The sequence below is a fragment of the Pseudomonas palleroniana genome, assembly GCF_003031675.1.
In the GTDB taxonomy this organism is placed as follows: Bacteria; Pseudomonadota; Gammaproteobacteria; order Pseudomonadales; family Pseudomonadaceae; genus Aquipseudomonas; species Aquipseudomonas palleroniana.
Genome location: NZ_PYWX01000049.1, coordinates 63788 through 86578 on the forward strand (window position 1 = coordinate 63788; position 22791 = coordinate 86578).

Sequence of the window (22791 nt, forward strand, 5' to 3'; positions counted from 1 at the left end):
GCGTCAATCAGCCCTTGGGTGCGTCCGAATCGCTGGAAAGCACCAGATCAACGCGTTCCAGCAGGTCACGCACCTGCTCACGCGTCGACCCGCTGGCCTGTACGTCAGGCCGTTCCTGCTTATGCAGCAAGTCGTGGGTAATATTCAGCGCGGCCATCACCGCGATACGGTCGGCACCGATCACTTTGCCGCTGCTGCGGATCTCACGCATCTTGCCATCCAGGTAACGGGCGGCGCTCACCAGGTTATTGCGCTCTTCCTGGGGGCAAATGATCGAATATTCTTTATCGAGGATCTGCACGGTTACGCTATTGCTTGAACTCATGAGTCTTGCTCCAGGGCCTTCAGGCGCGAAATCATCGATTCGACCTTACGCCGGGCGATTTCGTTTTTTTCAATGAGGTGAGCGCGTTCCTCGCGCCAGGTCTTTTCCTGAGCTAATAGGAGTCCGTTTTGACTCTTAAGTTGCTCGACCCGATCAATTAGCAGTTCGAGTCTGGCCATCAGCGCTTGCAGGTCGGTGTCTTCCATTGGGTTCCACTGGATTTGTCTGATGAATGGCAACTTCAGGATAAACGATCTGACGCCCTCGATAGTCTTGGTACGTCTGCCGGTGCTAGGATACAGCGCTTCATTCTAGACATTGCGCCGTCTGGCGCCTAGCTCACCATGCCTATTCAAAACTCCCCGTATGATGCTTTTTCCAAACTGCTGAGCACCAGCGGTCATCCTTGCTCGCCTGCCGAACTGCACGGTGTACTGGTGGGCCGCAGCTGCACAGGTGTCGGCTTTGACGCGGACAATTGGCTGGCCGATGTGGCCGAGCTGCTGGAGAAAGAGCCAGAAGATAACGTGCGCAACGCGCTGATCGGCCTGCAGGAAATGGTCAAGGGCGAGCTGACGGGAGACGATGTCACCGTGGTGCTGCTGCTGCCGACCGACGACGCGCCACTCACCGAGCGCGCTGCAGCGCTGGGCCAATGGTGCCAGGGCTTCCTCCACGGTTTTGGCGTCAACGCCGCCGGCCTGGAGTTGAGCACCGACGCCAAGGAAGTGCTGCAGGACCTGGCAGCCATCTCCCAGGTACAAGACGCCCTGGAAGAGTCCGAAGACGGTGAAAGCGACTACATGGAAGTGATGGAATACCTGCGCGTCGCTCCGCTGCTACTGTTCACCGAGACCCGCAAGTCCGCTGAGCCGGCTGCCCCCAAGCCTTCGCTGCATTAAGAAAGGACGCCCATCTGCCCATGATTCATATCCCCAGAGCGGAATACGCCCGGCGCCGCAAGGCGCTGATGGCGCAGATGGAACCCAACAGCATCGCGATCCTGCCGGCCGCCGCCGTGGCGATCCGCAACCGTGATGTCGAACACATATACCGCCAGGACAGCGACTTCCAGTACCTGAGCGGCTTCCCCGAGCCTGAAGCGGTGATTGTGCTGATGCCCGGTCGCCTGCACGGCGAGTACGTGCTGTTCTGCCGCGAGCGCAATGCCGAACGCGAATTGTGGGACGGCCTGCGCGCCGGCACCGAAGGCGCAGTGCGTGACTTTGGCGCCGACGACGCCTTTCCCATCACCGATATCGACGACATCCTGCCCGGCCTGATCGAAGGCCGCGACCGGGTGTATTCGGCCATGGGCAGCAACGCCGAGTTCGACCGGCACCTGATGGAGTGGATCAACGTGATCCGCTCCAAAGCGCACCTGGGCGCGCAGCCGCCGAACGAATTTGTTGCCCTGGATCATCTGCTGCACGACATGCGCCTGTATAAATCGGCGGCAGAAGTGAAGGTGATGCGTGAGGCTGCACGTATCTCCTGTGCGGCCCACGTGAAGGCGATGCAGGCCAGTCGCGCCGGCTTGTATGAGTTCAGCCTGGAAGCCGAGCTGGATTACGAGTTCCGCAAGGGCGGTGCCAAGATGCCGGCCTATGGCTCCATCGTCGCCGCCGGGCGCAACAGCTGCATCCTGCATTACCAGCGCAATGACGCACTGCTCAAGGACGGTGACCTGGTGCTGATCGACGCCGGTTGCGAAATCGACTGCTATGCCAGTGACATCACCCGTACCTGGCCGGTCAATGGCAAGTTTTCGCCCGAGCAAAAGGCGATCTACGAAATTGTGCTGGCCTCCCAGGAAGCCGCCTTTGCCGAGATCGCGCCGAACAAGCATTGGAACCAGGCCCATGAGGCGACGGTGCGCGTCATCACTACGGGGCTGGTGGACCTGGGGTTGTTACAGGGCGATGTCGATGAACTGATCGCCAGCGAGGCCTACCGCGCGTTCTACATGCATCGCGCCGGCCATTGGCTGGGCATGGATGTGCACGATGTGGGCGAATACAGGGTGGGCGGTGAATGGCGTGTGCTGGAAGTCGGCATGGCATTGACCGTGGAGCCGGGGATTTATATCGCGCCGGACAACCAGAACGTGGCAAAGAAGTGGCGTGGCATTGGCGTACGCATCGAGGACGACGTGGTAGTGACCAAGCAAGGCTGTGAAATCCTGACCGGCGGCGTGCCCAAGACCGTCGCTGACATCGAAGCGTTGATGGCGGCTGCCCGATGAGCCGCGTCAACCTGGCGATTATCGGTGGCGGCCTGGTAGGTGCCAGCCTGGCGCTGGCCCTGCAGGCCGGGGCCAAGGCACGGGGCTGGAAGATCGTGCTGATCGAGCCGTTCGCCCCCGGTGACACTTACCAACCCAGCTATGACGCGCGTTCATCGGCGCTGTCGTTTGGTGCCCGGCAGATTTATCAGCGCCTGGGCCTGTGGCAGCAAATCTCCCGTCGCGCCGAGCCGATCAAGCAGATTCATGTGTCGGATCGTGGCCGTTTCTCCACCGCGCGGTTGTCCGCCTTGGAGGAGGGCGTGCCTGCCCTGGGTTACGTGGTGGAAAACGCCTGGCTCGGCCAATGCCTGTGGCAAGGTCTGGACAAAGACGTGATCAGCTGGCGCTGCCCGGCGGAAGTGACCCGCCTGGAGCCGCTGCCCGACGGCTATCGCCTGACGCTTAACGATGAGACCGTGCTGGAATGCGACCTGGCGGTGCTGGCCGACGGTGGTCGCTCCGGTTTGCGCGAGCAACTGGGCATCGGGGTCAAAACCCGCCCCTACAACCAGAGCGCCTTGATCGCCAATATCACGCCGAGCGAAGCTCACAACGGCGAGGCCTTCGAACGCTTCACCGATGAAGGCCCGATGGCCCTGCTGCCGTTGCCGGACAACCGTTGCGCACTGGTCTGGACGCGGCTTGGCATGGACGCCCAGCGCTTGGCCAACCTCGACGAGCGCAGTTTCCTGAGCGAGCTGCAGGGCGTGTTCGGCTATCGCCTGGGCACCCTCAAGCAAGTCGGTGCCCGTCACCTGTACCCGTTGACGTTGGTGGAGGCCGAAGAGCAGGTACGTTCGCACCTGGTCATCCTCGGTAATGCCGCCCACAGCCTGCACCCGATCGCCGGGCAAGGGTTCAACCTGTCCCTGCGCGATGCCAGTGCCCTGGCCGAGGCGTTGTTGGCCGGGCCGGCGATACCGGGTGACCTGGCGACCCTGCAGCGCTATCGCGAGCGCCAGCGCCTGGACCAGAACCTGACCGTGGGCTTCTCCGACCAGGTCACGCGTTTGTTTGGCAGCGCACAACCGGTAGTGGCCTTGGGCCGCAACCTCGGGCTGCTGGGGCTGGATCTACTGCCACCGGCCAAACGCTGGTTCGCCCGCCAGGCCATGGGGCTGGGCACGCGTCCCGATGTTTGAACCAGTCCACTCCTTTATTCGCGGCCTGTGCCGCACACGAGACAAGGCTTAAAGCATGGACATGCGCGCAGATGTGCTGATTGTCGGGGCCGGAATGGTCGGAAGCGCGCTCGCGCTGGCGTTGCAGGGTAGTGGCCTGCAGGTGCTGTTGCTCGACGGCAGCCCGCTGAGTGTCAAGCCGTTCGACCTTGAGGCGGCCTTCGAGCCTCGCGTGAGCGCCTTGTCGGCCGCCAGCCAGCGCATTCTCGAGCGACTTGGCGTGTGGGAAGGCATCGTCGAACGGCGTGCCAGCCCCTACGGCGAGATGCAGGTGTGGGATGGCAGCGGTACGGGGCAGATCCACTTTTCGGCGGCCAGCGTGCACGCTGACGTACTGGGGCATATCGTCGAGAACCGCGTGGTTCAGGATGCCTTGCTCGACCGGCTGCATGACTGCGACCTGGGCCTGTTGGCCAATGCGCGCCTGGAACAGATGCGCCGCTCCGGCGATGACTGGCTGCTGACCCTGGCCGACGGCCGCACGTTGCGTGCGCCGCTGGTGATCGCCGCCGATGGCGCCAACTCTGCCGTGCGCCGCCTGACCGGCACGCCGACCCGTGAATGGGATTACCTGCATAACGCCATCGTCACTAGCGTGCGCAGCAGCCAATCGCACCAACGCACGGCGTGGCAGCGATTTACCGATACCGGGCCGCTGGCATTCCTGCCCTTGGTGCGTGATGGGCAGGAGGATTGGTGTTCGATCGTCTGGTCGACTACTCCGGCTGAGTCTGAACGCCTGATGGCGCTGGATGATGAAGGCTTCTGCCGTGAGCTGGAGCGTGCCTTTGAAGGGCGTCTCGGCACGGTGGTCAGCGCCGACCCACGGGTCTGCGTGCCGTTGCGCCAGCGTCATGCCAAGCGCTACGTAGCCGAAGGCCTGGCATTGATCGGCGACGCGGCCCATGTGATCCACCCGCTGGCGGGGCAGGGCGTGAACCTGGGGTTTCTCGATGCAGCGGTGCTGGCCGAAGTCTTGCTGTCGGCCGCCGAGCGTGGTGAGCGTCTGGCGGACGTGAAGGTACTGAGTCGTTACGAGCGTCGGCGTATGCCGCATAACCTCGCGCTGATGGCGGCGATGGAAGGGTTTGAGCGGTTGTTCCAGGCCGACCAGTTGCCGTTGCGCTGGCTGCGTAATGCCGGCTTGAAAATGGTCGATCAGATGCCTGAGGCCAAGGCGGTGTTTGTGCGCCAGGCTTTGGGATTGAGCGGAGATCTGCCGGAGCTGGCCAGGCCCTGAGGCCGATGTGCAACATCTGGTAACGCCTCCGCTGAGCGCTACCAAATGTGAGTCCTTATCATTTGCCCTCTTTTTGCAAATGAGAGACCGCACCCATGTTGGCACCCAAGCGCCTCCTGACTGCCCTGGCACTCACCCTCATCGGCAGCACCACCGTGCAGGCCGCCGACGAAGTCGTGGTCTACTCCTCGCGCATCGACGAACTGATCAAGCCGGTGTTCGACGCCTACACCCAGAAGACCGGTGTGCAGGTGAAGTTCATCACCGACAAGGAAGCTCCGTTGATGCAGCGCATCAAGGCCGAAGGTGAAAATGCCACCGCCGACCTGCTGCTCACCGTCGATGCCGGCAACCTCTGGCAGGCTGAGCAAATGGGCATCCTGCAACCGTTCACTTCCCCGGTGATCGATAAGAACATTCCCCTGCAATACCGCTCGTCCAAGCACACCTGGACCGGCTTGAGCCTGCGCGCGCGGACCATCGCCTATTCCACCGACCGGGTAAAACCGGGCGACCTCACCACCTACGAAGCCCTGGCCGACAAACAGTGGGAAGGCCGCCTGTGCCTGCGCACGGCGAAGAAGGTCTATAACCAGTCGCTGACCGCCACGTTGATCGAAACCCATGGCGCGGCCAAGACCGAAGAAATCGTCAAGGGCTGGGTCAACAACCTGTCCACCGACGTGTTCTCCGATGACATTGCCGTGCTCGAAGCCATCAACGCCGGGCAGTGCGACGTGGGTATCGTCAACACCTACTACTACGGCCGCCTGCATAAGCAGAACCCGAACCTGGCGGTGAAACTGTTCTGGCCGAACCAGGGCGACCGTGGCGTGCATGTGAACTTGTCGGGCATCGGCCTGACCCGGCACGCACCTCACCCGGAAGCGGCCAAGGCGCTGGTGGAATGGATGACCACGCCCGAAGCTCAGCAGATCTTTGCGGATGTGAACCAGGAGTTCCCAGCCAACCCGGCGGTGCCACCTTCGGCCGAAGTGGCGACCTGGGGCAAATTCGTGGCGGACACCCTGCCGGTTGAAGTGGCGGGCAAGCGTCAGGCCGAGGCCATTCGGTTGATGGATCGCGCCGGCTGGAACTGAACGGCACCGCAGTTGCAAATGTGAGAGGGGGTGCCCCCTCCCACATCGGACTGCGGTGATGGCATGCAATTTATTGACTGAGCACTGATTTTGGCCCACCCCGCCCAACGCCGCTGGTACCTGCCGGTCTTCACCGTAGCGGCGCTGGTGCTGCTACCGCTGAGCGTGCTGCTGTTGTCCTGGCAAAGCATCGACCCGCAGATCTGGTCTCACCTCTGGGAAACCCAGATGCCACGCCTGCTGGGCAATACCTTGACCTTGGTGCTGGGCGTGGGTGTTGGCGTGACGCTGCTGGGTGTCAGCCTGGCGTGGTTGACCAGCCTGTGTGAATTCCCCGGACGCCGCTGGCTCGACTGGGCGCTGATGCTGCCCTTTGCGATTCCCGCCTACGTGCTGGCCTTTGTGTTTGTCGGCCTGCTGGACTTCGCAGGCCCGGTGCAAACGCTGTTGCGTGAGTGGTTCGGCGCGGGCTTGCGCCTACCACGGGTGCGTTCCACCAGTGGTGTGATTATCGTGCTGGTGCTGGTGTTTTACCCGTATGTCTACCTGCTGGCGCGCACCGCGTTTCTCGCCCAAGGCAAAGGCTTGATGGAGGCCGCGCGCGTGTTGGGGCAGTCGCCGTGGCAAGCGTTCTGGCGCGTGGCGTTGCCCATGGCCAGGCCGGCGATTGGCGCCGGCGTCGCCTTGGCCCTGATGGAGACCCTGGCGGATTTTGGCGCGGTATCGGTGTTCAATTTCGATACCTTCACCACCGCGATCTACAAGACCTGGTACGGATTTTTCAGCCTGTCCAGCGCGGCACAGCTTGCCAGCTTGTTGTTGCTGGTCGTCATGTTGGTGCTCTACGGCGAACGGCGCGCCCGTGGCGCGAGTCGACCGAGCAACGAGCGGCCGCGGGGCAAGGCGCTGTATCAGCTGCACGGGTTCAAGGCTCTGGCGGCCAGCGGCTGGTGCATGCTGGTGTTCGCCTGCGCGTTTGTGATTCCGATGCTGCAACTGATTGCCTGGTTCTGGCAGCGAGGCCGGTTCGACCTGGATGAGCGCTACGCCGGGCTGATTGTTCACACGCTCTACCTGGGGGGCATTGCGGCGCTGATAACGGTCAGCGTGGCGTTGATCCTGGCCTTCGCCAACCGTCTGGCACCGACACGAACGATTCGCTCCGGCATCAGTCTGGCCAATGTCGGCTATGCCTTGCCGGGCTCGGTACTGGCGGTGTCGATCATGCTCGCGTTCAGTTATCTGGACCGCGAGCTGGTGGTGCCGCTGTCAGGCTGGTTGGGTGGCGCGGGCAAGCCGCTGTTGCTGGGTAGTTTGTCGGCGTTGGTGTTGGCGTATCTGGTGCGATTCCTGGCGGTGGCCTACGGGCCGTTGGAAAGCAGCTTGGCGCGAATACGCCCATCGTTGCCGGAAGCGTCGCGCAGTCTTGGCGTCGGTGGCCCGCGACTGTTTTTCAAAGTGTATCTGCCGTTATTGCTGCCCGGGGCGTTGAGCGCAGCACTGCTGGTGTTCGTGGATGTCCTCAAGGAAATGCCCGCTACCTTGCTGATGCGCCCGTTCGGCTGGGATACCTTGGCGGTGCGCATCTTTGAAATGACCAGCGAGGGCGAATGGGCACGGGCCTCCTTGCCGGCACTGACGCTGGTACTGGTTGGCCTTTTGCCGGTGATTGGGCTGATCCGCAGGTCTGCGAGGCAAATCGGTTAGGTGTCAGTACTCCGGCTTGCGGCTACAATGCGCGGCATTCGGTGCGCTTCGTCTTTCGGAGCGGGTCGCTGGACGTGGCTGCGGGCCTTGTAATTCAAGGCGTTCAGGCGCGAATAGCTGCTCCGCGCACCTTCGCCAAGCCCGGAAGGAGAAACCCATGGGACAGCGTACGCCTCTGTATGACCTGCATCTCGCCCTCGGCGCGAAAATGGTCGATTTTGGCGGTTGGGATATGCCTCTGCATTACGGTTCGCAAGTTGAAGAACACCACCAGGTGCGACGCGACTGCGGGGTGTTCGATGTATCCCATATGACCGTGATCGATGTCACAGGCCGTCAGGCCAAGGAGTGGCTTCAGTATTTACTGGCCAATGATGTGGATCGTTTGCACGGCTGCGGCCGTGCGTTGTACAGCGCCATGCTCAACGAGCAGGGCGGGGTGGTCGACGACATGATCGTCTACCGCACCGAAACCGGTTACCGGCTGGTGGTCAATGCCGCCACCCGCGACCAGGACATGGCGTGGATGCAGGCGCAGTTGGGGCATTTTTCGGTGCAGCTGCAAGAGCGGTCCGAGTTGGCCATGCTGGCTATCCAAGGCCCGCATGCCCGGCACAAAATCGCCGAACTGGTGACCCAGTCCCGCAGCAACCTGATCCACCAGCTCAAGCCCTTTGAGGGCCAGGCCGACGGCGACTGGTTTATTGCCCGCACGGGTTATACCGGCGAAGACGGCCTGGAGATTGTCCTGCCTGCCGATCAGGCTCCGGGCTTTTTCAACGACCTGGTCGGCGCCGGCATTTCACCGATCGGCCTTGGCGCCCGCGATACGTTGCGCCTGGAAGCCGGTATGAACCTGTATGGCCAGGATATTCACCAGGACGTTTCACCGCTCGCGGCCAATATGGCGTGGAGCATTGCCTGGGAGCCTGTCGAGCGCAATTTCATCGGCCGCGCGGCACTGGAGGCGGAAAAAGCCGCAGGTGTGCAGTTCAAATTGGTCGGGCTGGTGCTGGAGGAACGCGGGGTTTTGCGCGCTCATCAAGTGGTTCGTATCGCCAATGTTGGCGAAGGAGAGATCACCAGTGGTAGTTTCTCTCCTACGCTGAGTAAATCCATTGCCTTGGCGCGTGTACCGACGGCCACCGCCGATCGGGCCGAAGTGGAAATCCGCGGCAAGTGGTACCCGGTTCGAGTGGTCAAGCCGACCTTCGTGCGCCATGGCAAAACCTTGATCTAACCTATTTCCGGCAGGCCGAAGGCCGCTGACATTTCTTCTTGAGGACACAGACTATGAGCGATATCCCTGCCGAACTGCGTTTTGCCGAAAGCCACGAATGGGCCCGTCTGGAAGCTGACGGCACGGTGACCGTCGGGATCTCCGACCATGCTCAGGAAGCGCTGGGTGATGTGGTGTTCGTTGAGCTGACGGAAGTCGGCAACGTGTTTGCCGCAGAGGCCCAGGCGGGGGTGGTTGAGTCGGTGAAAGCGGCTTCGGATATCTACTCGCCGATTGCTGGCGAAGTGATTGCTGTCAACGAAGAGCTGAGTGCCAGCCCTGAATTGCTGAACTCAGATCCTTACGGCGCGTGGATCTTCAAGCTCAAGCCAAGCAACCCGGCTGACCTGGAAAAACTGCTGGATGCCGCCGGCTACAAGGCCGCCATCGGCGAGTGATGCTGCCGCTGGAGCCGGGCAACCCGGCTCCAGCGACGGTTTTCAGCGCTGCAATACCGCTTTTACAGCAGCTACAGACCGCTCGACATCCGCCTCTGTCATCGCCGTGAACATCGGCAACGACACGATCAAACGTCCAACACGCTCGGCTACCGGGAACATGCCTTCCTTGAACCCCTGTGCCCGATATAGGCTCAGCAGGTGGATCGGTGGATAGTGATAGCCAATGCCGACGCCGTGGGCCTGCATCTGCTCCATGAATGTCGCACGTGCCGGCAGGCCGTCCTGGCGCTCAGGCAGCACGAGTTGGAACAGATGCCAATTGCTGTTTTCGAAATCCGCAGGTGGCAACTGCGCGCCGTATTTCTCTTCAAAATCGCTGCCGAAGCATTTGAAGTAGTGTCGTGCCAGGTTCTGGCGATGGGCGGTGATCTTTTCGATATGAGCGAACTGCCCCAGGCCAATGGCGGCGGCGATGTCGGTCATGTTGAACTTGCCGCCCAGCACGTCGACGTCCAGGCCATCGAAACCTGTACGCGTCACGCCCTGCAGGCGATATTTTTCTGCCAGGCGCGCTTCCTCGGCGTTGTTCAACACCAGGCAACCGCCTTCAGAAGAGGTGATGTTTTTGTTGGCCTGGAAGCTGAACGACACGAAGTCACCGGTAGCGCCGATACGTTCGCCGTCCCAGCTGGAACCCAACGCCTGAGCGGCGTCTTCGATGATGCGCAGGTTGTACTTGTTGGCCAGCGCATAAAGCATTGGCATGTCCAGGGGCAGGCCCGCCAGGAACACCGGGATGATTGCCTTGGTGCGCGGGGTAATTGCAGCTTCTACCTGAGCCAGGTCGATATTGCGGGTGACCGGGTCGATATCGGCGAACACCGGCTTGGCGCCCACTTCCAGGATCACGTTGGCTGTAGCGACCCAGGAGATCGGAGTGGTGATGACTTCGTCCCCGGCACCGATACCGGCGATGCGCAAGGCGATCTCCATGGTGCAGGTGCCCGAGTTGAAAGTGCGCACCGGGCGGCCACCAAAGTACTCCGATAGCTGAGCCTCGAATGCCTGCACCTTCGGCCCGCTGGTGATCCAGCCGGAGCGCAGTACATCGCCGACTGCCGCGATGGTGGTTTCATCAATGGTAGGTTTGGAGAACGGCAGAAAAGGCTGTTGGCTCATGGCGAAGAAGGCATCCGTTTCAGGTAAACGATGAATAATAGACGTATCAATACCGCATGGTTGCACGGTTTGACTGAATATAGGCTGTCACACGTGAATGAATCGTCATGGTACGGGCAAAAAAATGCCGCTTCATAAAGCGGCATTTTTTCAGCGAGTGCTATTACTCGGTAACGGCGTTTTTCGCCAGGATGGCGTTAGCCAGTTCCATGTCGGTGGCCTTCAGGCCAGGGTTGTCGGCGCGGACTTTCTGCATGGCGGCTTCCAGGTACGGCCCGCGAATACCACCATCGCTGGCAACGAAGCTGCCGGCGTCGTCTTGCGCGGCAACGACCATCTTGTGGTCTTTGAAAGTCAGGTAGGTCGAGCCGGTGGTAGCACCCGATGAGATGACGTTACGCCAGAAGCTGTCGGCCATGGCTGAGCCGACAGGAAGAGAAAGCACGGCAAGGGTTGCGACAGCATATTTAAGACGCATGATGGGTGACTCCGGGTGGGTTATCTGAACGATTTGATTGTAGTTAACCCAACCGAGTTCCATCACTGACTAAACAGTTTCGACTTGCAAAACTGCCCCGTTCTGCGCGGTAACGCGTACTTGAGCGCCTACGGCGCTGTCCGGCCCGGTCACCATCCACACCCCATCGCCGACTTTTATCTTGCCCCGGCCATCGACGATGGCCTGGTGCACCACAAATGTGCGACCGATCAACTCCGAACCACGCATGTTCAGCCCCGGCTGATCGCTGACCTTGGCGCTGCTGCGCTGGCGTTTCCACCAGTACACGGCCGTCAGGATCGACAACACGGCGAACAGCAGCAGTTGCCATTCCAGCCCGAGCGGCGGGATCAGGAACTTGATCACGCCCACGGCCGCCGCCGCGATGCCCATCCACAGCAGGTAACCACCGGCGCCGAAGACCTCGAGGATCAACAACACCGTACCCAGTGCCAGCCAATCCCAGAACGACAGATGCTGCAGGAAATCCCACATGACGAGTGCCTCAGCCTTTCTTGTTGTCGAAGGTGGCCTTGACGATTTCGCCGATGCCACCGACGGCGCCGATCACTTGGCTGGCCTCCAGCGGCATCAGGATCACCTTGCTGTTGTTGGCCGAAGCCAGCTTGCCCAGCGCATCGATGTATTTTTGCGCGACGAAGTAGTTCACCGCCTGCACGTCGCCCGACGCGATAGCCTGCGAAACCACCTGGGTCGCACGGGCTTCCGCTTCGGCCTGACGCTCACGGGCTTCGGACTCCAGGAACGCCGCCTGACGGCTACCCTCGGCCTCAAGGATCTGCGCCTGCTTCTTGCCTTCGGCAGTCAGGATCGCCGATGCCCGCAGGCCCTCAGCCTCCAGGATTTGCGCACGCTTGATCCGCTCGGCCTTCATCTGGCCCGACATGGCGGCCATCAGGTCGGCAGGTGGGCTGATGTCCTTGATCTCGATGCGGGTGATCTTGATGCCCCAGGGTGCCGTCGCTTCATCGACGGTGCGCAGCAGTTTTTCGTTGATGCCGTCACGCTGGCTCAACATGGCATCCAGCTCCATGGAGCCGAGCACGGTACGAATATTGGTTTGCAGCAGGTTGCGGATGGCGTGTTCGAGGTTGTTGACCTCGTAGGCCGCCTGGGCGGTGTTGACCACCTGGAAGAAGCACACGGCGTCGATCTGCACGGTGGCGTTGTCGGCGGTGATCACTTCCTGAGGGGGAATATCCAGCACGCTTTCCATCACGTTGATCTTGCGACCGATGCGGTCCATGACCGGGATAATTATGTTGAGGCCGGGTTTGAGGGTGTTGGTGTAGCGGCCGAAACGCTCGACTGTCCACTGGTAGCCCTGGGGCACCACTTTAAAACCCATGAACAGGATGGCGACGGCCAACCCCACGAACAAAAGCAGTACGGTTCCGATCTGCATGGCGATTCCCTATCTGAAGGTGTCAGTAAAACGATGTTCGACCGATTGTAACGATCTGGTCACGGATAAGGACGGTTTCACGGCTGCACAATCAAAGGATTTGTTTCTGAATCCCCAGGCGTGACCCGTAACACTTCCGCCAGTGTGGTCAGGCCGGCATTCACTTTCTCCAGGCCGGCCATGCGCAGGCTGCACATGCCTCGCTCGACAGCCGCCCGGCGCAACGCCTGCACGTCGGCACCGGGCGTGATCAATGCCTTGAGCGGTTCGTCCATCAGCATGATTTCGTAGAGCCCGGCTCGGCCTCGATATCCGCTGTCGCGACACTCCACGCATCCGACCGCCTCGTGGGCAGTTTCCGGTGCATTTACCCTTTGCTTGCAGTGAGGGCACAAGAGGCGCACCAAACGCTGCGCCATCACTCCTATCAGCGTAGCTTTGATCAAATAATGAGCAATTCCCAGTTCCTGCAGGCGGCTGATGGCGCTGGGGGCATCGTTGGTGTGCAGGGTCGACAGCACCAGGTGCCCGGTGAGCGCGGCCTGGATCGCCATTTCTGCGGTTTCCTGGTCGCGAATTTCGCCGATCATGATGATATCCGGGTCCTGACGCAGCAGTGCGCGTATGCCGCTGGCGAAGGTCAGGCCGATGTTGTGCTGCACCTGCATCTGGTTGAAGGCGGGTTCGACCATCTCGATCGGGTCCTCTACCGTGCACAGGTTGACCTCGCGGGTCGCCAGTTGCTTGAGCGTGGCGTAAAGCGTGCTGGTCTTGCCCGAGCCGGTAGGGCCGGTGACTAGAATGATGCCGTTGGCTTGGCCGGTCATCGCGTGCCAGCGCTGCTGATCTGCGGGCGACAAGCCCAATTGATCAAAATCCTTGAGCAATACCTGCGGGTCGAAAATCCGCATCACCAGCTTTTCGCCAAAGGCCGTCGGCAGGGTGGAGAGGCGCAGTTCCACTTCCGCGCCCGTCGGGCTCTTGGTTTTGACCCGACCGTCCTGGGGTTTGCGTTTTTCTGCCACATTCATCCGGCCCAGGCTTTTCAAGCGGCTGACCACTGCCATGGTGACCTGCGGCGGGAACTGGTAGACGTCGTGCAATAACCCGTCGATGCGAAAACGCACGCGGCTCTGGTCGCGGCAGGGTTCGATATGGATATCGCTGGCCCGTTGGCCGAAGGCGTACTGCAGCAGCCAGTCGACGATGTTGACGATATGCGCATCGTTGGCATCCGGCTCCTCGTCGCCGCCACTCAGGTTGAGCAGCTCGAAGTTACCGGGCGCCGCCGCCTTCTGATCTGCGCCGCTGACCGACCTGGCCAGCCGGTAGAACTCGGCGATGCAGCGCTGAATATCCTGGGGGTTGGCGACTACGCGTTTGATCGAGCGCTTGAGTACTTGCGCCAACCCGGCCTCCCAACCGGTGACATAGGGCTGTGCGCTGGCGACGGTGACGGTCTGCGCGTCGACGGCCACCGCGAGTATGGTGTGGCGTAGTGCGAAGGCGTGGGACATCAATGGCACGACCGCCGCCACGTCGATCTTCAGCGGGTCGATACGCCAATAGGGCTGCCCGGCCTGGCGGGCCAGCCATTGGGTCAGGGTTTCCAGGCAGGGGCCCTGGGCGGCGATACATTCAAGTGGGTGCTGGGTGTTGTCGGCCGGTACCCTCGCCAAGCGCTGCGCAACGTCGGATGTGATCAGCCCGGCGTCGATCAACGCCGGCAGCATCGGGTGAAGTTCCAATCGTTGATCGACGGGCATGGTGGATTTTCCTGGGGGCAGTGGAGGTCAACCCCAGGCTAGCCAGCCCCTGAACATCCTTCTGCCCGCGTGTATTTCATGCCTTTACTGAGCGGCCGCCAGTCGCGCTGGAGGCTGCGCAGAATCAGCCGGCCATAGGTCCAGCGAGCACACGCTGATCAGGTTTCGAATCTTTTCGCCGATCACTTGGGCACGGTGCCAGCTCAAACCATCCATCACGATATCGAGGCTCAACAGGTCGTCCTCGCGGTCCAGGTGTACCTGCCGTGGCGTCAGGCATTGCAAAGCGAAATAGTTGAGCACACGGCACAACACATCGGGCTCAGCCTCGGCAATGATGCGGTAATGCGCCTGGCAATGGGCGCTGTTGACGGCCCAGGCATCGACGCGGGCGGCAGGTTGGGTGGCTTCGACGGCGTGCATGGGAAATCTCCAAATCAGGTTGGAGAAATTTTTACATTCGTCAGCGGAGATTTCTTATCTAAAATGAGCGCAAATAACGATTTATTGAATGGGTCAATTCAATCCATTCTCCAAAATGAGTATTTTTATGCACAGTGAATTGGACGCGTACGACCGCCGTATCCTGGCCTTGCTGCAAGAGGATGCTTCGTTGTCCAGTGCGCAGATCGCCGAACAGGTGGGCCTGTCCCAGTCACCTTGCTGGCGGCGCATTCAACGGCTCAAGGAGGAGGGGGTGATTCGTGGTCAGGTCACCTTGCTGGATCGCAAGAAGATCGGCCTCAACACGCAGATCTTTGCCGAGGTCAAACTCAACGCCCACGGTCGTTCCAACTTCACCGAGTTCACCGAGGCGATTCGCGGGTTTTCGGAAGTGTTGGAGTGTTATGTGCTGATGGGGGCGGTGGATTTCCTGCTGCGCATCGTGACGTCGGATATCGAGGCGTATGAGCGGTTTTTCTTCGAGAAACTCTCAATGGTGCCGGGTATTCAGGAGGTCAATTCGATTGTGGCGTTGTCGGAGATCAAATCCACCACCAGCCTGCCAGTGTTGCGCTGACAAGGCGCACCTCATTGGGAGCAAGCCCCTTTCCACATTTTGATGTGTGAATACATGCCAATGTGGAAGCGGGCTTGCTCGCGAAAGCGCCCTTACAGGCGCAGCAAGGTTTTCCAGGCGCGATTCTGATACACCGCAATCGCCTGATGCATACGCGCATCCAGGGATTCATCGGTGATCGGCTGGTTGGCCAGTTGCACCAACTTGTTCAGCTCGCCGTACAGGCGGTCCAGTTCCGGAATATCCACCACCTGACGCGCATGATGCAGCCAGGCCTGGATGCGTTCGAGGCGCGGCAGTTGCTCGGCCAGGTCTTCCGGTTGTTGCTGGTAGCGTGGCAGTTGCAGGGTGACAGCATCTTCGGCCAGCAGGCGTGGCAGCCAGTTGGTGATCTGCGCGGCGCCCTGTCGGTTGCCCCGCACATTGCGGTCGGTGGTCCAGGTGCGGGCCAGCAGCCAGCGGGAAGCGTTCAGCGAGAACAGGCCCCAGCGCACGTCTTCCAATTCTTCGATGAATTGTTCCGGCGCAGCTTTGCGGATGTCTTCATCATCGTCACCGGCCTGTACCAGCGGGCGCCAGTCTTCCAGCAATGCATCCAATGCGCTGCGCAGCTCGCTGGTGGATTGACGCGGTGCAGCCTGGCCGAGGCTGCCGACCAGGGCGCGCAATTCGCCGAGGTTGTCGACCCAGTCCTGCAACAGCCGCCAGTGGCCATTGAAGCGGTACTGCTCCGCCAGGCGCTGGCTGCTGCCCAGCAGATGCCACAGGATGGCGGCGAAGGCGTCGTCCAACGGCATTTCGGCGTGAATCTGCGGCGCCGGCAGGCTCAGCGAATAGCTGCCGGCGTCGTACAGGCGGTAGCCGCGCTCGGCCTTGCTGATATCGCAGGGCATCAGCGCCAGGGTTGCGGCCAGTTCGGCGGCCAGTTCCAGCAGGGCGGCCGGCTCGCCTTCGCGCAATTCCAGTTCCAGCTCGCAGATTTCTTCTTTCTGCTTGCCGACGACAACATGCCCCAGGTCCAGGGCGGCCTCGATGACCACCTTGGCTTTACCGCGGCCCCAGGCGATTTCAGCGCGTTCGCGGACAAAGTCGGTGGTGAAGATCGGCTTGAGGGTCTTTTTGTCCAACGCGGCCAGTTGCTCGGGCCAGCACTCGCCGTCGAGTTTCTTCACGTCGAGCTTGGCTTTGGGCAAGTCCCAGTTGTATTCGTTACGTTCCGACAAGCCGGCGACACTCTGGCCACGGGTCTTGAGGGTCTGGATGATATCGTCACCGTCCTTGCGCAGGCGCAGGGCGACTTTGGCCTGGGCCAGGTCACGCTCTGGGGTGTCGAAGTACTGATTCATCAACTCACGGCGTTCCCAGCCACTTTTGTTGCGTTTTTTCAGGAGCGGGTGCTCACGCAGCGCGGCGAGGGTCTCGCGGCTGACGCGGAGCTTGATTTCGGTTTCTTTTTGCATGGCCGGAACATCCAGGATCGGGAGCGCAGCCGGGGAAAAGAGTGGCTGCCAAGGCCGTGCAGTGTACAGGACTGCGCCCGGCAACGCGCCGCAACGGTTTATTGTGTTGTGCAGATGGCTCTATAGTGGGGCTCATCCGGGAAGTTGAGAGACCGCGTATGCCGTTACCTACCCTGAAAGAGCAATTCGCTGCGCTGATTGCCGCACCGTCGGTCAGTTGCACCCAAGCGTCTCTCGACCAGACCAACCGCCCGGTGATCGATCTGCTCGCCGGCTGGCTGGGCGACCTGGGTTTTGCCATCGACATCCAGCAAGTCAGCCCCGGTAAATTCAACCTGCTCGCCAGTTTCGGCAGCGGCCCGGGTGGCCTGGTGCTGGCGGGGCATAGCGACACCGTTCCTTATGACGCGGCCTTGTGGAAGACCGATCCGTTGAAGCTGACGGAAGTCGATGGCCGTTGGGTAGGACTGGGCAGCTGTGACATGAAAGGCTTTTTTGCGCTGGCAATCGAAGCCGTATTGCCGCTGCTGGATCAACCGTTCAAGCAACCGTTGCTCATCCTGGCGACCTGTGACGAAGAAAGCTCGATGTCCGGCGCCCGCGCGCTGGCCGAAGCGGGCCGCCCGTTGGGGCGTGCGGCGGTGATTGGTGAGCCCACCGGCCTCAAGCCGATCCGCCTGCACAAAGGCGTAATGATGGAACGCATCGATATCCTTGGCCAAAGCGGCCACTCCTCGGACCCGAGCCTGGGCCATAGCGCCCTTGAAGCCATGCATGACGCCATTGGCGAACTGCGCGGCCTGCGCCTGGCCTGGCAGCGTGAGTACCGCAACCCGCAATTCAGCGTGCCCCAGCCGACCCTGAATTTCGGTTGTATCCATGGTGGCGACAACCCCAATCGCATCTGCGGCCAATGTTCCCTGGAGTTCGACCTGCGGCCCCTGCCGGGCATGGACCCCCAGGTGCTGCGTGATGCGATCCGACAAAAGCTGCAACCCGTGGCCGAGCGCCATCAGGTCAAGATCGACTACGCGCCGTTGTTCCCCGAAGTCCCCCCGTTCGAGCAGCCGGAAGATGCCGAACTGGTCCGGGTCGCGCAGCGATTGACCGGCCATCGTGCCGAAGCAGTAGCGTTCGGCACCGAAGCGCCTTATCTTCAGCGAATTGGTTGTGAAACCCTGGTGCTGGGCCCTGGCGACATCGCCTGCGCCCATCAACCGGGCGAGTACCTCGAAATGTCACGCTTGACGCCTACAGTGCGTCTATTGCGGGAGCTGATCGAGCATTACTGCCTGAAACCCGCATAATTTACCCCCTGCCCATTCGTACATAGAAGGAGAGCGAGCGTGTCGCCAAGCCTGTTCCGACGATAACCATCAGCCCGCTGTGCGCTTTCACGATTCATCCTTGTTTGGCTGCTACTTATTACAGGCCCAGGTTTTATGCCCGAATACGTCAATTGGCTTCGTCACGCTTCGCCCTACATCAACGCCCACCGCGACTGCACCTTTGTGGTCATGCTGCCTGGCGATGGTGTGGAACATCCGAACTTCGGCAATATCGTCCATGACCTGGTGCTGCTGCACAGCCTGGGTGTGCGGCTGGTGCTGGTACACGGTTCGCGCCCTCAGATCGAAACGCGCCTTGCGGCCCGCGGCCTGACCCCGGCCTACCACGAAGGCTTGCGCATCACTGATGCCGCGACGCTGGAGTGCGTGATCGACGCCGTTGGCCACCTGCGTATCGCCATCGAGGCGCGCCTGTCCATGGACATGGCCTCTTCACCGATGCAGGGTTCGCGCCTGCGTGTCGCCAGTGGCAACCTGGTGACTGCCCGCCCTATCGGCGTGCTCGAAGGCGTGGATTACCACCACACCGGCGAAGTGCGCCGGGTCGATCGCAAGGGCATCAACCGTCTGTTGGACGAGCGCTCCATTGTGCTGTTGTCGCCCTTGGGCTACTCGCCCACCGGTGAGATCTTCAACCTGGCCTGCGAAGACGTCGCCACCCGCGCCGCCATCGACCTGGGTGCCGACAAGCTGTTGCTGTTCGGCGCCGACATGGGCCTGATCGATGAAAATGGCCGGCTGGTGCGCGAACTGCGCCCGCAGCAAGTACCGGCGCATTTGCAACGCCTGGGCGCGAACAACTATCAGGCCGAATTGCTCGATGCCGCTGCCGAGGCTTGCCGCGGTGGAGTAGGGCGCAGTCACATCGTCAGTTACGCCGAAGACGGCGCTCTGCTCACGGAGCTGTTCACCCGCGACGGCGGCGGTACGCTGGTGGCCCAGGAACAATTCGAACAGGTGCGCGAGGCGGCGATTGAAGACGTCGGCGGCTTGCTCGACCTGATCAGCCCGTTGGAAGAGCAGGGCATTCTGGTGCGCCGCTCGCGTGAAGTGCTGGAGCGTGAGATCGAACAGTTCAGCGTGGTCGAGCGTGAAGGCATGATCATCGCCTGCGCGGCGCTGTACCCGATCGCGGATTCGGATGCCGGTGAACTGGCGTGTCTGGCGGTGAACCCGGAGTACCGTCACGGTGCGCGGGGTGACGTGTTGCTCGAACGCATCCAAACCCGTGCCCGGGCGCAGGGGCTGAAGACGCTGTTTGTTCTCACCACCCGCACCGCTCACTGGTTCCGCGAGCGCGGCTTTGTGCCGAGCAGCGTGGATCGCCTGCCGTCGGCGCGGGCGTCGCTGTACAACTACCAGCGTAATTCGAAGATTTTCGAGAAAGCGCTCTAGGCCCTCAATTAAGGAGGGAGGGCACTGCCCCTAATGCCAGTCAGTTAAGGCTTAACGCGGTCATTGTGGGAGGGGGCTTGCTCCCGATGGACTGCGTAGCAGGCCCATTTTTGAGGCCGCTGCTCGGCCTATCGGGAGCAAGTCGAATCGTCGCACCGCCCCTCCCACAGGTTATCCATCGTCTGCTCTATCGCTTAACTGACAGGCATTAGACCTGCCCCTCCCTTATGCCTTGCCACCCCAGCGGCTTTCGTCGTTGCGCATCACTAGCACTTCAGAAGCATTGATCTGCGCCGATACGATAAACATCACATTCGATAGATTGCGTGAAGCCGCGCCTCTGCGAGGGGCGGGCGCCATCAACTGCTCATGGGGCGGGGCGCTTTGACAGCAAAAGAAATTATTAGTGACACAAAAACTGTAACAAATTGACGGGAGGATGTGCCTTTGGCCATGATGGCGTCGCCTTTTTGATCGTGGGTGACGTATGCAAAGGTACGGCCGCACTAATCGATCTAAAGAAAGGCTGGTAAAGACTTTTCAGGTATTAGCTTTTGGAGCGATTGGTCTACGCTGACCATCTCGCTCATCGGCCAGGCTTATTCCTGAATCGTATGAAAAAGAATGAAATAATTCTTTTTGGGTGTATGAAAAACTCATTACCCTGCAGGGACCAAATTAACTGCGATTAGACGAAGGTAGTAGACATATCAGGTTACGATTGACTTGGTAGTCACTATCTGGCGCTAATCGCGCATCTGTGGATCACGGGCGTCAGACCCGAGACCTTAGAAATACAAAAATTAGAAATGAGAGGAGCGGTACATGAAGAAGTCAACATTGGCGTTGGCCGTGGCTGTGGCTGCAATTGCACAACAGGCACACTCCGCCGGTTTCATCGAAGACAGCAAGGCCACTCTGGGTCTGCGTAACTTCTACATCAACACTGACAACCGCGATGGCGCTCCTACAGCGAGCAGCCGCAGCAAGAACGCTGAATGGGGCCAAGGCTTCGACCTGCGTTTCATCTCGGGTTACACCCAAGGTACCGTTCAGTTCGGTGTTGACGCCATTGGCCTGTACGGCGTGCGTCTGGATTCCAGCCGCGATAACCACGGCAACTACTCCGGCACTGCTTCCGGCGGCACCGTCTTCCCGAGCGACGGCAACAAGGCTGTCAACGATTACGCCAGCCTGGGCGTGACCGGCAAGGTGAAGGTCTCCCAAACCGAACTGAAACTCGGCACTCTGCAGCCTAAGCTGCCAGTTATCGTGACCAACGATGGCCGTCTGCTGCCGCAAACCTTCCAAGGTGGCCAGATCACTACCAACGACATCAAGGATCTGACCTTGGTTGCCGGTCAGGTAGAAAAAGCCAAGGGCCGTAACTCCAGCAACAACGAAAACCTGTCGATCGGCGGTGCCAACGCCAGCTCCAACTACAATGCCGGCAGATTCAGCAACAAGTTCTACTACGCCGGTGGCGACTACAAGCTGACCAAGGACCTGACTGCCCAGTACTACTACGGCAATCTTGAAGACTTCTACAAGCAGCACTTCCTGGGTCTGACCCACAACTGGGCAATCGGCCCGGGCGTCTTGAAGTCTGACCTGCGTTATTTCCACAGCACTGACGATGGTAAAAACGGTGATACCGCCGCTTACTATTCCAGCGGTAACTACCAAGGTTTTGCCTCGGGTAAAGGCAAGGTCGATAACAACCTGTACAGCGGCCTGTTCCTGTACACCGTTGCCGGTCACACCTTCGGTGGTGGTTACCAAGTCAGCAATGGCAGCAGCGACTTCCCTTGGTTGAACCAGGGCGACGGTTCGTCGGCCTACATCACCACTGACATGCAAATCCAGAAGTTCGCCCGTGCCGGCGAGCGTACCTGGCAAGCTCGCTACGCTTACGACTTCGCCAAGGTTGGCGTACCTGGCCTGACCGCCGGTGTTGTCTACCTCAAGGGTAGCAATATCGACACCGTTACTGCCTCGCGTGCCGAGCTGACCGGTCAATCCGAGTGGGAACGCGACATCACCGTTGCCTACGTAATCCCGGAAGGCCCACTGAAAAACCTGGGCGTTGCCTGGAAAAACGCGATGTGGCGTACCGACCTGGCGAACACCCGTTCCCAGGACGAAAACCGTCTGATCGTCAGCTACTCGATTCCACTGTTGTAAGTGCTTAAAGCCTTGCCCGGCGCAATGCCGGGCAAGGTGTCTTGCTTTCAAGTCGGGCTCAACCCCCGCAAGCCCTTCCCGAAACCCCTCTTTGTACAGCGTCTCAAGGCCTTCTCGAACCTTGAAACCGATGTTGATCCTCGCCCGTCGCCAAGTCCAATGAACAGATTTTTAATATTCTTTTATCGTCTAGATAAATCGATATTTATTCTTTTTAAATAATCTCCAACCCATGCACAGTAGGCTCCATAAGCATTCACCAGGAGCCACACCATGAGCCTAAGACTGGGCGACATCGCCCCCGACTTCGAACAGGATTCCAGCGCCGGCAAGATTCGTTTCCATGAGTGGCTGGGCGATAGCTGGGGTGTGCTGTTTTCCCACCCGGCGGACTTCACGCCGGTGTGCACCACCGAGCTGGGTTTCACCGCCAAGCTCAAGGACGAATTTGCCCAGCGCGGCGTCAAGGCGATTGCCCTGTCGGTCGACCCGGTGGACTCGCACCACAAGTGGATCGAAGACATCAACGAAACCCAGAACACGGTCGTCAACTTCCCGATCCTGGCCGACGCCGATCGCAAGGTGTCGGACCTCTACGACCTGATCCATCCGAATGCCAGTGACACCCTCACCGTGCGTTCCCTGTTCGTCATCGACCCGAACAAGAAGATTCGCCTGACGATTACCTACCCGGCCAGCACCGGTCGCAACTTCCACGAAATCCTGCGGGTCATCGACTCGTTGCAGTTGACCGACAACCACAAGGTCGCCACCCCCGCCAACTGGCAGGACGGTGACGAAGTGGTGATCGTGCCGTCGCTCAAGGATGAAGAGGAAATCAAGAAGCGCTTTCCAAAAGGCTACCGGGCGGTGAAGCCATACCTGCGGTTGACCCCGCAACCCAACCGTTAACACAGGACCTATGTGGGAGGGGGCTTGCTCCCGATGGGGGTGTGTCAGTCAATACATCCACTACTGACACACCCCCATCG

22 protein-coding genes and 1 pseudogene are annotated in these 22791 nt (G+C 60.5%); 13 read left to right on the top strand and 10 right to left on the bottom strand.

Annotation, left to right across the window (positions count from 1 at the left end):
- Positions 1–7: 7 nt before the first annotated feature.
- Together C9383_RS16665 and C9383_RS16670 are read right to left on the bottom strand one after the other, a co-directional pair.
- Positions 8–325, bottom strand: coding sequence for a cell division protein ZapA (locus C9383_RS16665; RefSeq protein WP_003176812.1), 318 nt, complete (start codon positions 323–325; stop codon positions 8–10).
- Positions 322–531, bottom strand: a complete 210-nt coding sequence (locus C9383_RS16670; RefSeq protein WP_003177365.1) for a TIGR02449 family protein — start codon at positions 529–531, stop codon at positions 322–324. The genes C9383_RS16665 and C9383_RS16670 overlap by 4 nt, the downstream gene beginning before the upstream one ends.
- Before the next feature lie 138 nt (positions 532–669).
- Between C9383_RS16670 and C9383_RS16675 the strand changes: the two genes are divergently transcribed.
- The 8 genes from C9383_RS16675 to gcvH all read left to right on the top strand — a co-directional run bounded on the left by C9383_RS16675 (position 670) and on the right by gcvH (position 9517).
- Positions 670–1227 carry a YecA/YgfB family protein gene (locus tag C9383_RS16675; protein ID WP_060753566.1) on the top strand — a complete coding sequence of 186 codons (558 nt, stop codon included), beginning with the start codon at positions 670–672 and terminating at the stop codon, positions 1225–1227.
- A 20-nt stretch (positions 1228–1247) separates the two neighbouring features.
- Complete coding sequence (pepP, locus tag C9383_RS16680; RefSeq protein ID WP_060753565.1) at positions 1248–2570, top strand: Xaa-Pro aminopeptidase; 1323 nt, start codon at positions 1248–1250, stop codon at positions 2568–2570.
- Positions 2567–3754, top strand: a complete 1188-nt coding sequence (ubiH, locus tag C9383_RS16685; protein WP_060753564.1) for a 2-octaprenyl-6-methoxyphenyl hydroxylase — start codon at positions 2567–2569, stop codon at positions 3752–3754. Before pepP ends, ubiH begins: the two co-directional genes overlap by 4 nt.
- Positions 3755–3815: 61 nt before the next feature.
- The gene (locus C9383_RS16690) at positions 3816–5033 is read left to right on the top strand and encodes a 2-octaprenyl-3-methyl-6-methoxy-1,4-benzoquinol hydroxylase (protein ID WP_162843548.1); all 1218 of its coding nucleotides are present in this window, start codon (positions 3816–3818) and stop codon (positions 5031–5033) included.
- 95 nt (positions 5034–5128) lie between these two features.
- A complete protein-coding gene (locus C9383_RS16695; protein WP_090368075.1) occupies positions 5129–6133 on the top strand; it encodes an extracellular solute-binding protein in 1005 nt (334 codons plus the stop codon).
- Positions 6134–6223: 90 nt separating this feature from the next.
- Positions 6224–7840 (top strand): ABC transporter permease, encoded by a 1617-nt coding sequence (locus tag C9383_RS16700; protein ID WP_090368077.1) that lies wholly within the window; start codon positions 6224–6226, stop codon positions 7838–7840.
- 157 nt (positions 7841–7997) lie between these two features.
- A complete protein-coding gene (gcvT, locus tag C9383_RS16705) occupies positions 7998–9080 on the top strand; it encodes a glycine cleavage system aminomethyltransferase GcvT (protein ID WP_090368079.1) in 1083 nt (360 codons plus the stop codon).
- Between the two features lie 53 nt (positions 9081–9133).
- On the top strand, positions 9134–9517 hold the full coding sequence (gene gcvH, locus C9383_RS16710; protein ID WP_060753559.1) for a glycine cleavage system protein GcvH: 384 nt from the start codon (positions 9134–9136) through the stop codon (positions 9515–9517).
- Between the two features lie 42 nt (positions 9518–9559).
- Here the strand turns inward: gcvH and C9383_RS16715 are convergent, their stop codons facing one another.
- The 6 genes from C9383_RS16715 to C9383_RS16740 all read right to left on the bottom strand — a co-directional run bounded on the left by C9383_RS16715 (position 9560) and on the right by C9383_RS16740 (position 14813).
- Positions 9560–10699: a DegT/DnrJ/EryC1/StrS family aminotransferase gene (locus C9383_RS16715; RefSeq protein ID WP_090368081.1), complete on the bottom strand. Its 1140-nt coding sequence runs from the start codon at positions 10697–10699 to the stop codon at positions 9560–9562.
- Between the two features lie 163 nt (positions 10700–10862).
- Positions 10863–11177 carry a DUF2388 domain-containing protein gene (locus C9383_RS16720; protein ID WP_060753557.1) on the bottom strand — a complete coding sequence of 105 codons (315 nt, stop codon included), beginning with the start codon at positions 11175–11177 and terminating at the stop codon, positions 10863–10865.
- A 69-nt stretch (positions 11178–11246) separates the two neighbouring features.
- Positions 11247–11693, bottom strand: coding sequence for an NfeD family protein (locus tag C9383_RS16725; protein WP_060753556.1), 447 nt, complete (start codon positions 11691–11693; stop codon positions 11247–11249).
- Between the two features lie 10 nt (positions 11694–11703).
- Positions 11704–12624 (bottom strand): SPFH domain-containing protein, encoded by a 921-nt coding sequence (locus C9383_RS16730; RefSeq protein ID WP_090368085.1) that lies wholly within the window; start codon positions 12622–12624, stop codon positions 11704–11706.
- Positions 12625–12701: 77 nt separating this feature from the next.
- The gene (locus C9383_RS16735) at positions 12702–14390 is read right to left on the bottom strand and encodes a GspE/PulE family protein (protein WP_090368087.1); all 1689 of its coding nucleotides are present in this window, start codon (positions 14388–14390) and stop codon (positions 12702–12704) included.
- A gap of 84 nt (positions 14391–14474) precedes the next feature.
- A complete protein-coding gene (locus tag C9383_RS16740; RefSeq protein ID WP_090368089.1) occupies positions 14475–14813 on the bottom strand; it encodes a hypothetical protein in 339 nt (112 codons plus the stop codon).
- Between the two features lie 127 nt (positions 14814–14940).
- Here C9383_RS16740 and C9383_RS16745 point away from each other — a divergent pair, with 127 nt between their 5' ends.
- Positions 14941–15411: an Lrp/AsnC family transcriptional regulator gene (locus tag C9383_RS16745; RefSeq protein ID WP_060753552.1), complete on the top strand. Its 471-nt coding sequence runs from the start codon at positions 14941–14943 to the stop codon at positions 15409–15411.
- Positions 15412–15503: 92 nt separating this feature from the next.
- Here C9383_RS16745 and C9383_RS16750 read toward each other — a convergent pair whose 3' ends face one another.
- Entirely contained in the window at positions 15504–16871 is a 1368-nt protein-coding gene (locus tag C9383_RS16750; protein WP_090368091.1) for a CYTH domain-containing protein, read from the bottom strand.
- 158 nt (positions 16872–17029) lie between these two features.
- Between C9383_RS16750 and argE the strand changes: the two genes are divergently transcribed.
- Together argE and argA are read left to right on the top strand one after the other, a co-directional pair.
- Positions 17030–18178: an acetylornithine deacetylase gene (gene argE / locus C9383_RS16755; RefSeq protein WP_090368093.1), complete on the top strand. Its 1149-nt coding sequence runs from the start codon at positions 17030–17032 to the stop codon at positions 18176–18178.
- A 135-nt stretch (positions 18179–18313) separates the two neighbouring features.
- A complete protein-coding gene (gene argA / locus C9383_RS16760; protein WP_060753549.1) occupies positions 18314–19615 on the top strand; it encodes an amino-acid N-acetyltransferase in 1302 nt (433 codons plus the stop codon).
- A 255-nt stretch (positions 19616–19870) separates the two neighbouring features.
- On the opposite strand, the pseudogene tauA reads toward argA, so the two are convergent.
- A pseudogene (gene tauA, locus C9383_RS28420) lies at positions 19871–20070 on the bottom strand (taurine ABC transporter substrate-binding protein); the annotation flags it as partial.
- 370 nt (positions 20071–20440) lie between these two features.
- On the opposite strand from tauA, the gene C9383_RS16765 reads away from it, so the two are divergent.
- Complete coding sequence (locus tag C9383_RS16765) at positions 20441–21799, top strand: OprD family porin (protein WP_060753548.1); 1359 nt, start codon at positions 20441–20443, stop codon at positions 21797–21799.
- Between the two features lie 273 nt (positions 21800–22072).
- Positions 22073–22711 carry a peroxiredoxin gene (locus tag C9383_RS16770; protein ID WP_015886425.1) on the top strand — a complete coding sequence of 213 codons (639 nt, stop codon included), beginning with the start codon at positions 22073–22075 and terminating at the stop codon, positions 22709–22711.
- Positions 22712–22791: the final 80 nt, after the last annotated feature.

What these genes read in the sequence shown, in the direction of transcription:
- ubiH (WP_060753564.1), top strand. Translation starts at nt 2,567, where the DNA reads ATGAGCCGCGTCAACCTGGCGATTATCGGTGGCGGCCTGGTAGGTGCC.
- C9383_RS16690 (WP_162843548.1), top strand. Translation starts at nt 3,816, where the DNA reads ATGCGCGCAGATGTGCTGATTGTCGGGGCCGGAATGGTCGGAAGCGCG.
- C9383_RS16730 (WP_090368085.1), bottom strand. Translation starts at nt 12,624, where the DNA reads ATGCAGATCGGAACCGTACTGCTTTTGTTCGTGGGGTTGGCCGTCGCC.
- C9383_RS16715 (WP_090368081.1), bottom strand. Translation starts at nt 10,699, where the DNA reads ATGAGCCAACAGCCTTTTCTGCCGTTCTCCAAACCTACCATTGATGAA.
- pepP (WP_060753565.1), top strand. Translation starts at nt 1,248, where the DNA reads ATGATTCATATCCCCAGAGCGGAATACGCCCGGCGCCGCAAGGCGCTG.
- C9383_RS16740 (WP_090368089.1), bottom strand. Translation starts at nt 14,813, where the DNA reads ATGCACGCCGTCGAAGCCACCCAACCTGCCGCCCGCGTCGATGCCTGG.
- C9383_RS16720 (WP_060753557.1), bottom strand. Translation starts at nt 11,177, where the DNA reads ATGCGTCTTAAATATGCTGTCGCAACCCTTGCCGTGCTTTCTCTTCCT.
- gcvT (WP_090368079.1), top strand. Translation starts at nt 7,998, where the DNA reads ATGGGACAGCGTACGCCTCTGTATGACCTGCATCTCGCCCTCGGCGCG.
- C9383_RS16770 (WP_015886425.1), top strand. Translation starts at nt 22,073, where the DNA reads ATGAGCCTAAGACTGGGCGACATCGCCCCCGACTTCGAACAGGATTCC.
- C9383_RS16765 (WP_060753548.1), top strand. Translation starts at nt 20,441, where the DNA reads ATGAAGAAGTCAACATTGGCGTTGGCCGTGGCTGTGGCTGCAATTGCA.
- C9383_RS16750 (WP_090368091.1), bottom strand. Translation starts at nt 16,871, where the DNA reads ATGCAAAAAGAAACCGAAATCAAGCTCCGCGTCAGCCGCGAGACCCTC.
- C9383_RS16735 (WP_090368087.1), bottom strand. Translation starts at nt 14,390, where the DNA reads ATGCCCGTCGATCAACGATTGGAACTTCACCCGATGCTGCCGGCGTTG.
- C9383_RS16665 (WP_003176812.1), bottom strand. Translation starts at nt 325, where the DNA reads ATGAGTTCAAGCAATAGCGTAACCGTGCAGATCCTCGATAAAGAATAT.
- C9383_RS16745 (WP_060753552.1), top strand. Translation starts at nt 14,941, where the DNA reads ATGCACAGTGAATTGGACGCGTACGACCGCCGTATCCTGGCCTTGCTG.
- C9383_RS16725 (WP_060753556.1), bottom strand. Translation starts at nt 11,693, where the DNA reads ATGTGGGATTTCCTGCAGCATCTGTCGTTCTGGGATTGGCTGGCACTG.
- C9383_RS16695 (WP_090368075.1), top strand. Translation starts at nt 5,129, where the DNA reads ATGTTGGCACCCAAGCGCCTCCTGACTGCCCTGGCACTCACCCTCATC.
- argA (WP_060753549.1), top strand. Translation starts at nt 18,314, where the DNA reads ATGCCCGAATACGTCAATTGGCTTCGTCACGCTTCGCCCTACATCAAC.
- C9383_RS16675 (WP_060753566.1), top strand. Translation starts at nt 670, where the DNA reads ATGCCTATTCAAAACTCCCCGTATGATGCTTTTTCCAAACTGCTGAGC.
- gcvH (WP_060753559.1), top strand. Translation starts at nt 9,134, where the DNA reads ATGAGCGATATCCCTGCCGAACTGCGTTTTGCCGAAAGCCACGAATGG.
- argE (WP_090368093.1), top strand. Translation starts at nt 17,030, where the DNA reads ATGCCGTTACCTACCCTGAAAGAGCAATTCGCTGCGCTGATTGCCGCA.
- C9383_RS16670 (WP_003177365.1), bottom strand. Translation starts at nt 531, where the DNA reads ATGGAAGACACCGACCTGCAAGCGCTGATGGCCAGACTCGAACTGCTA.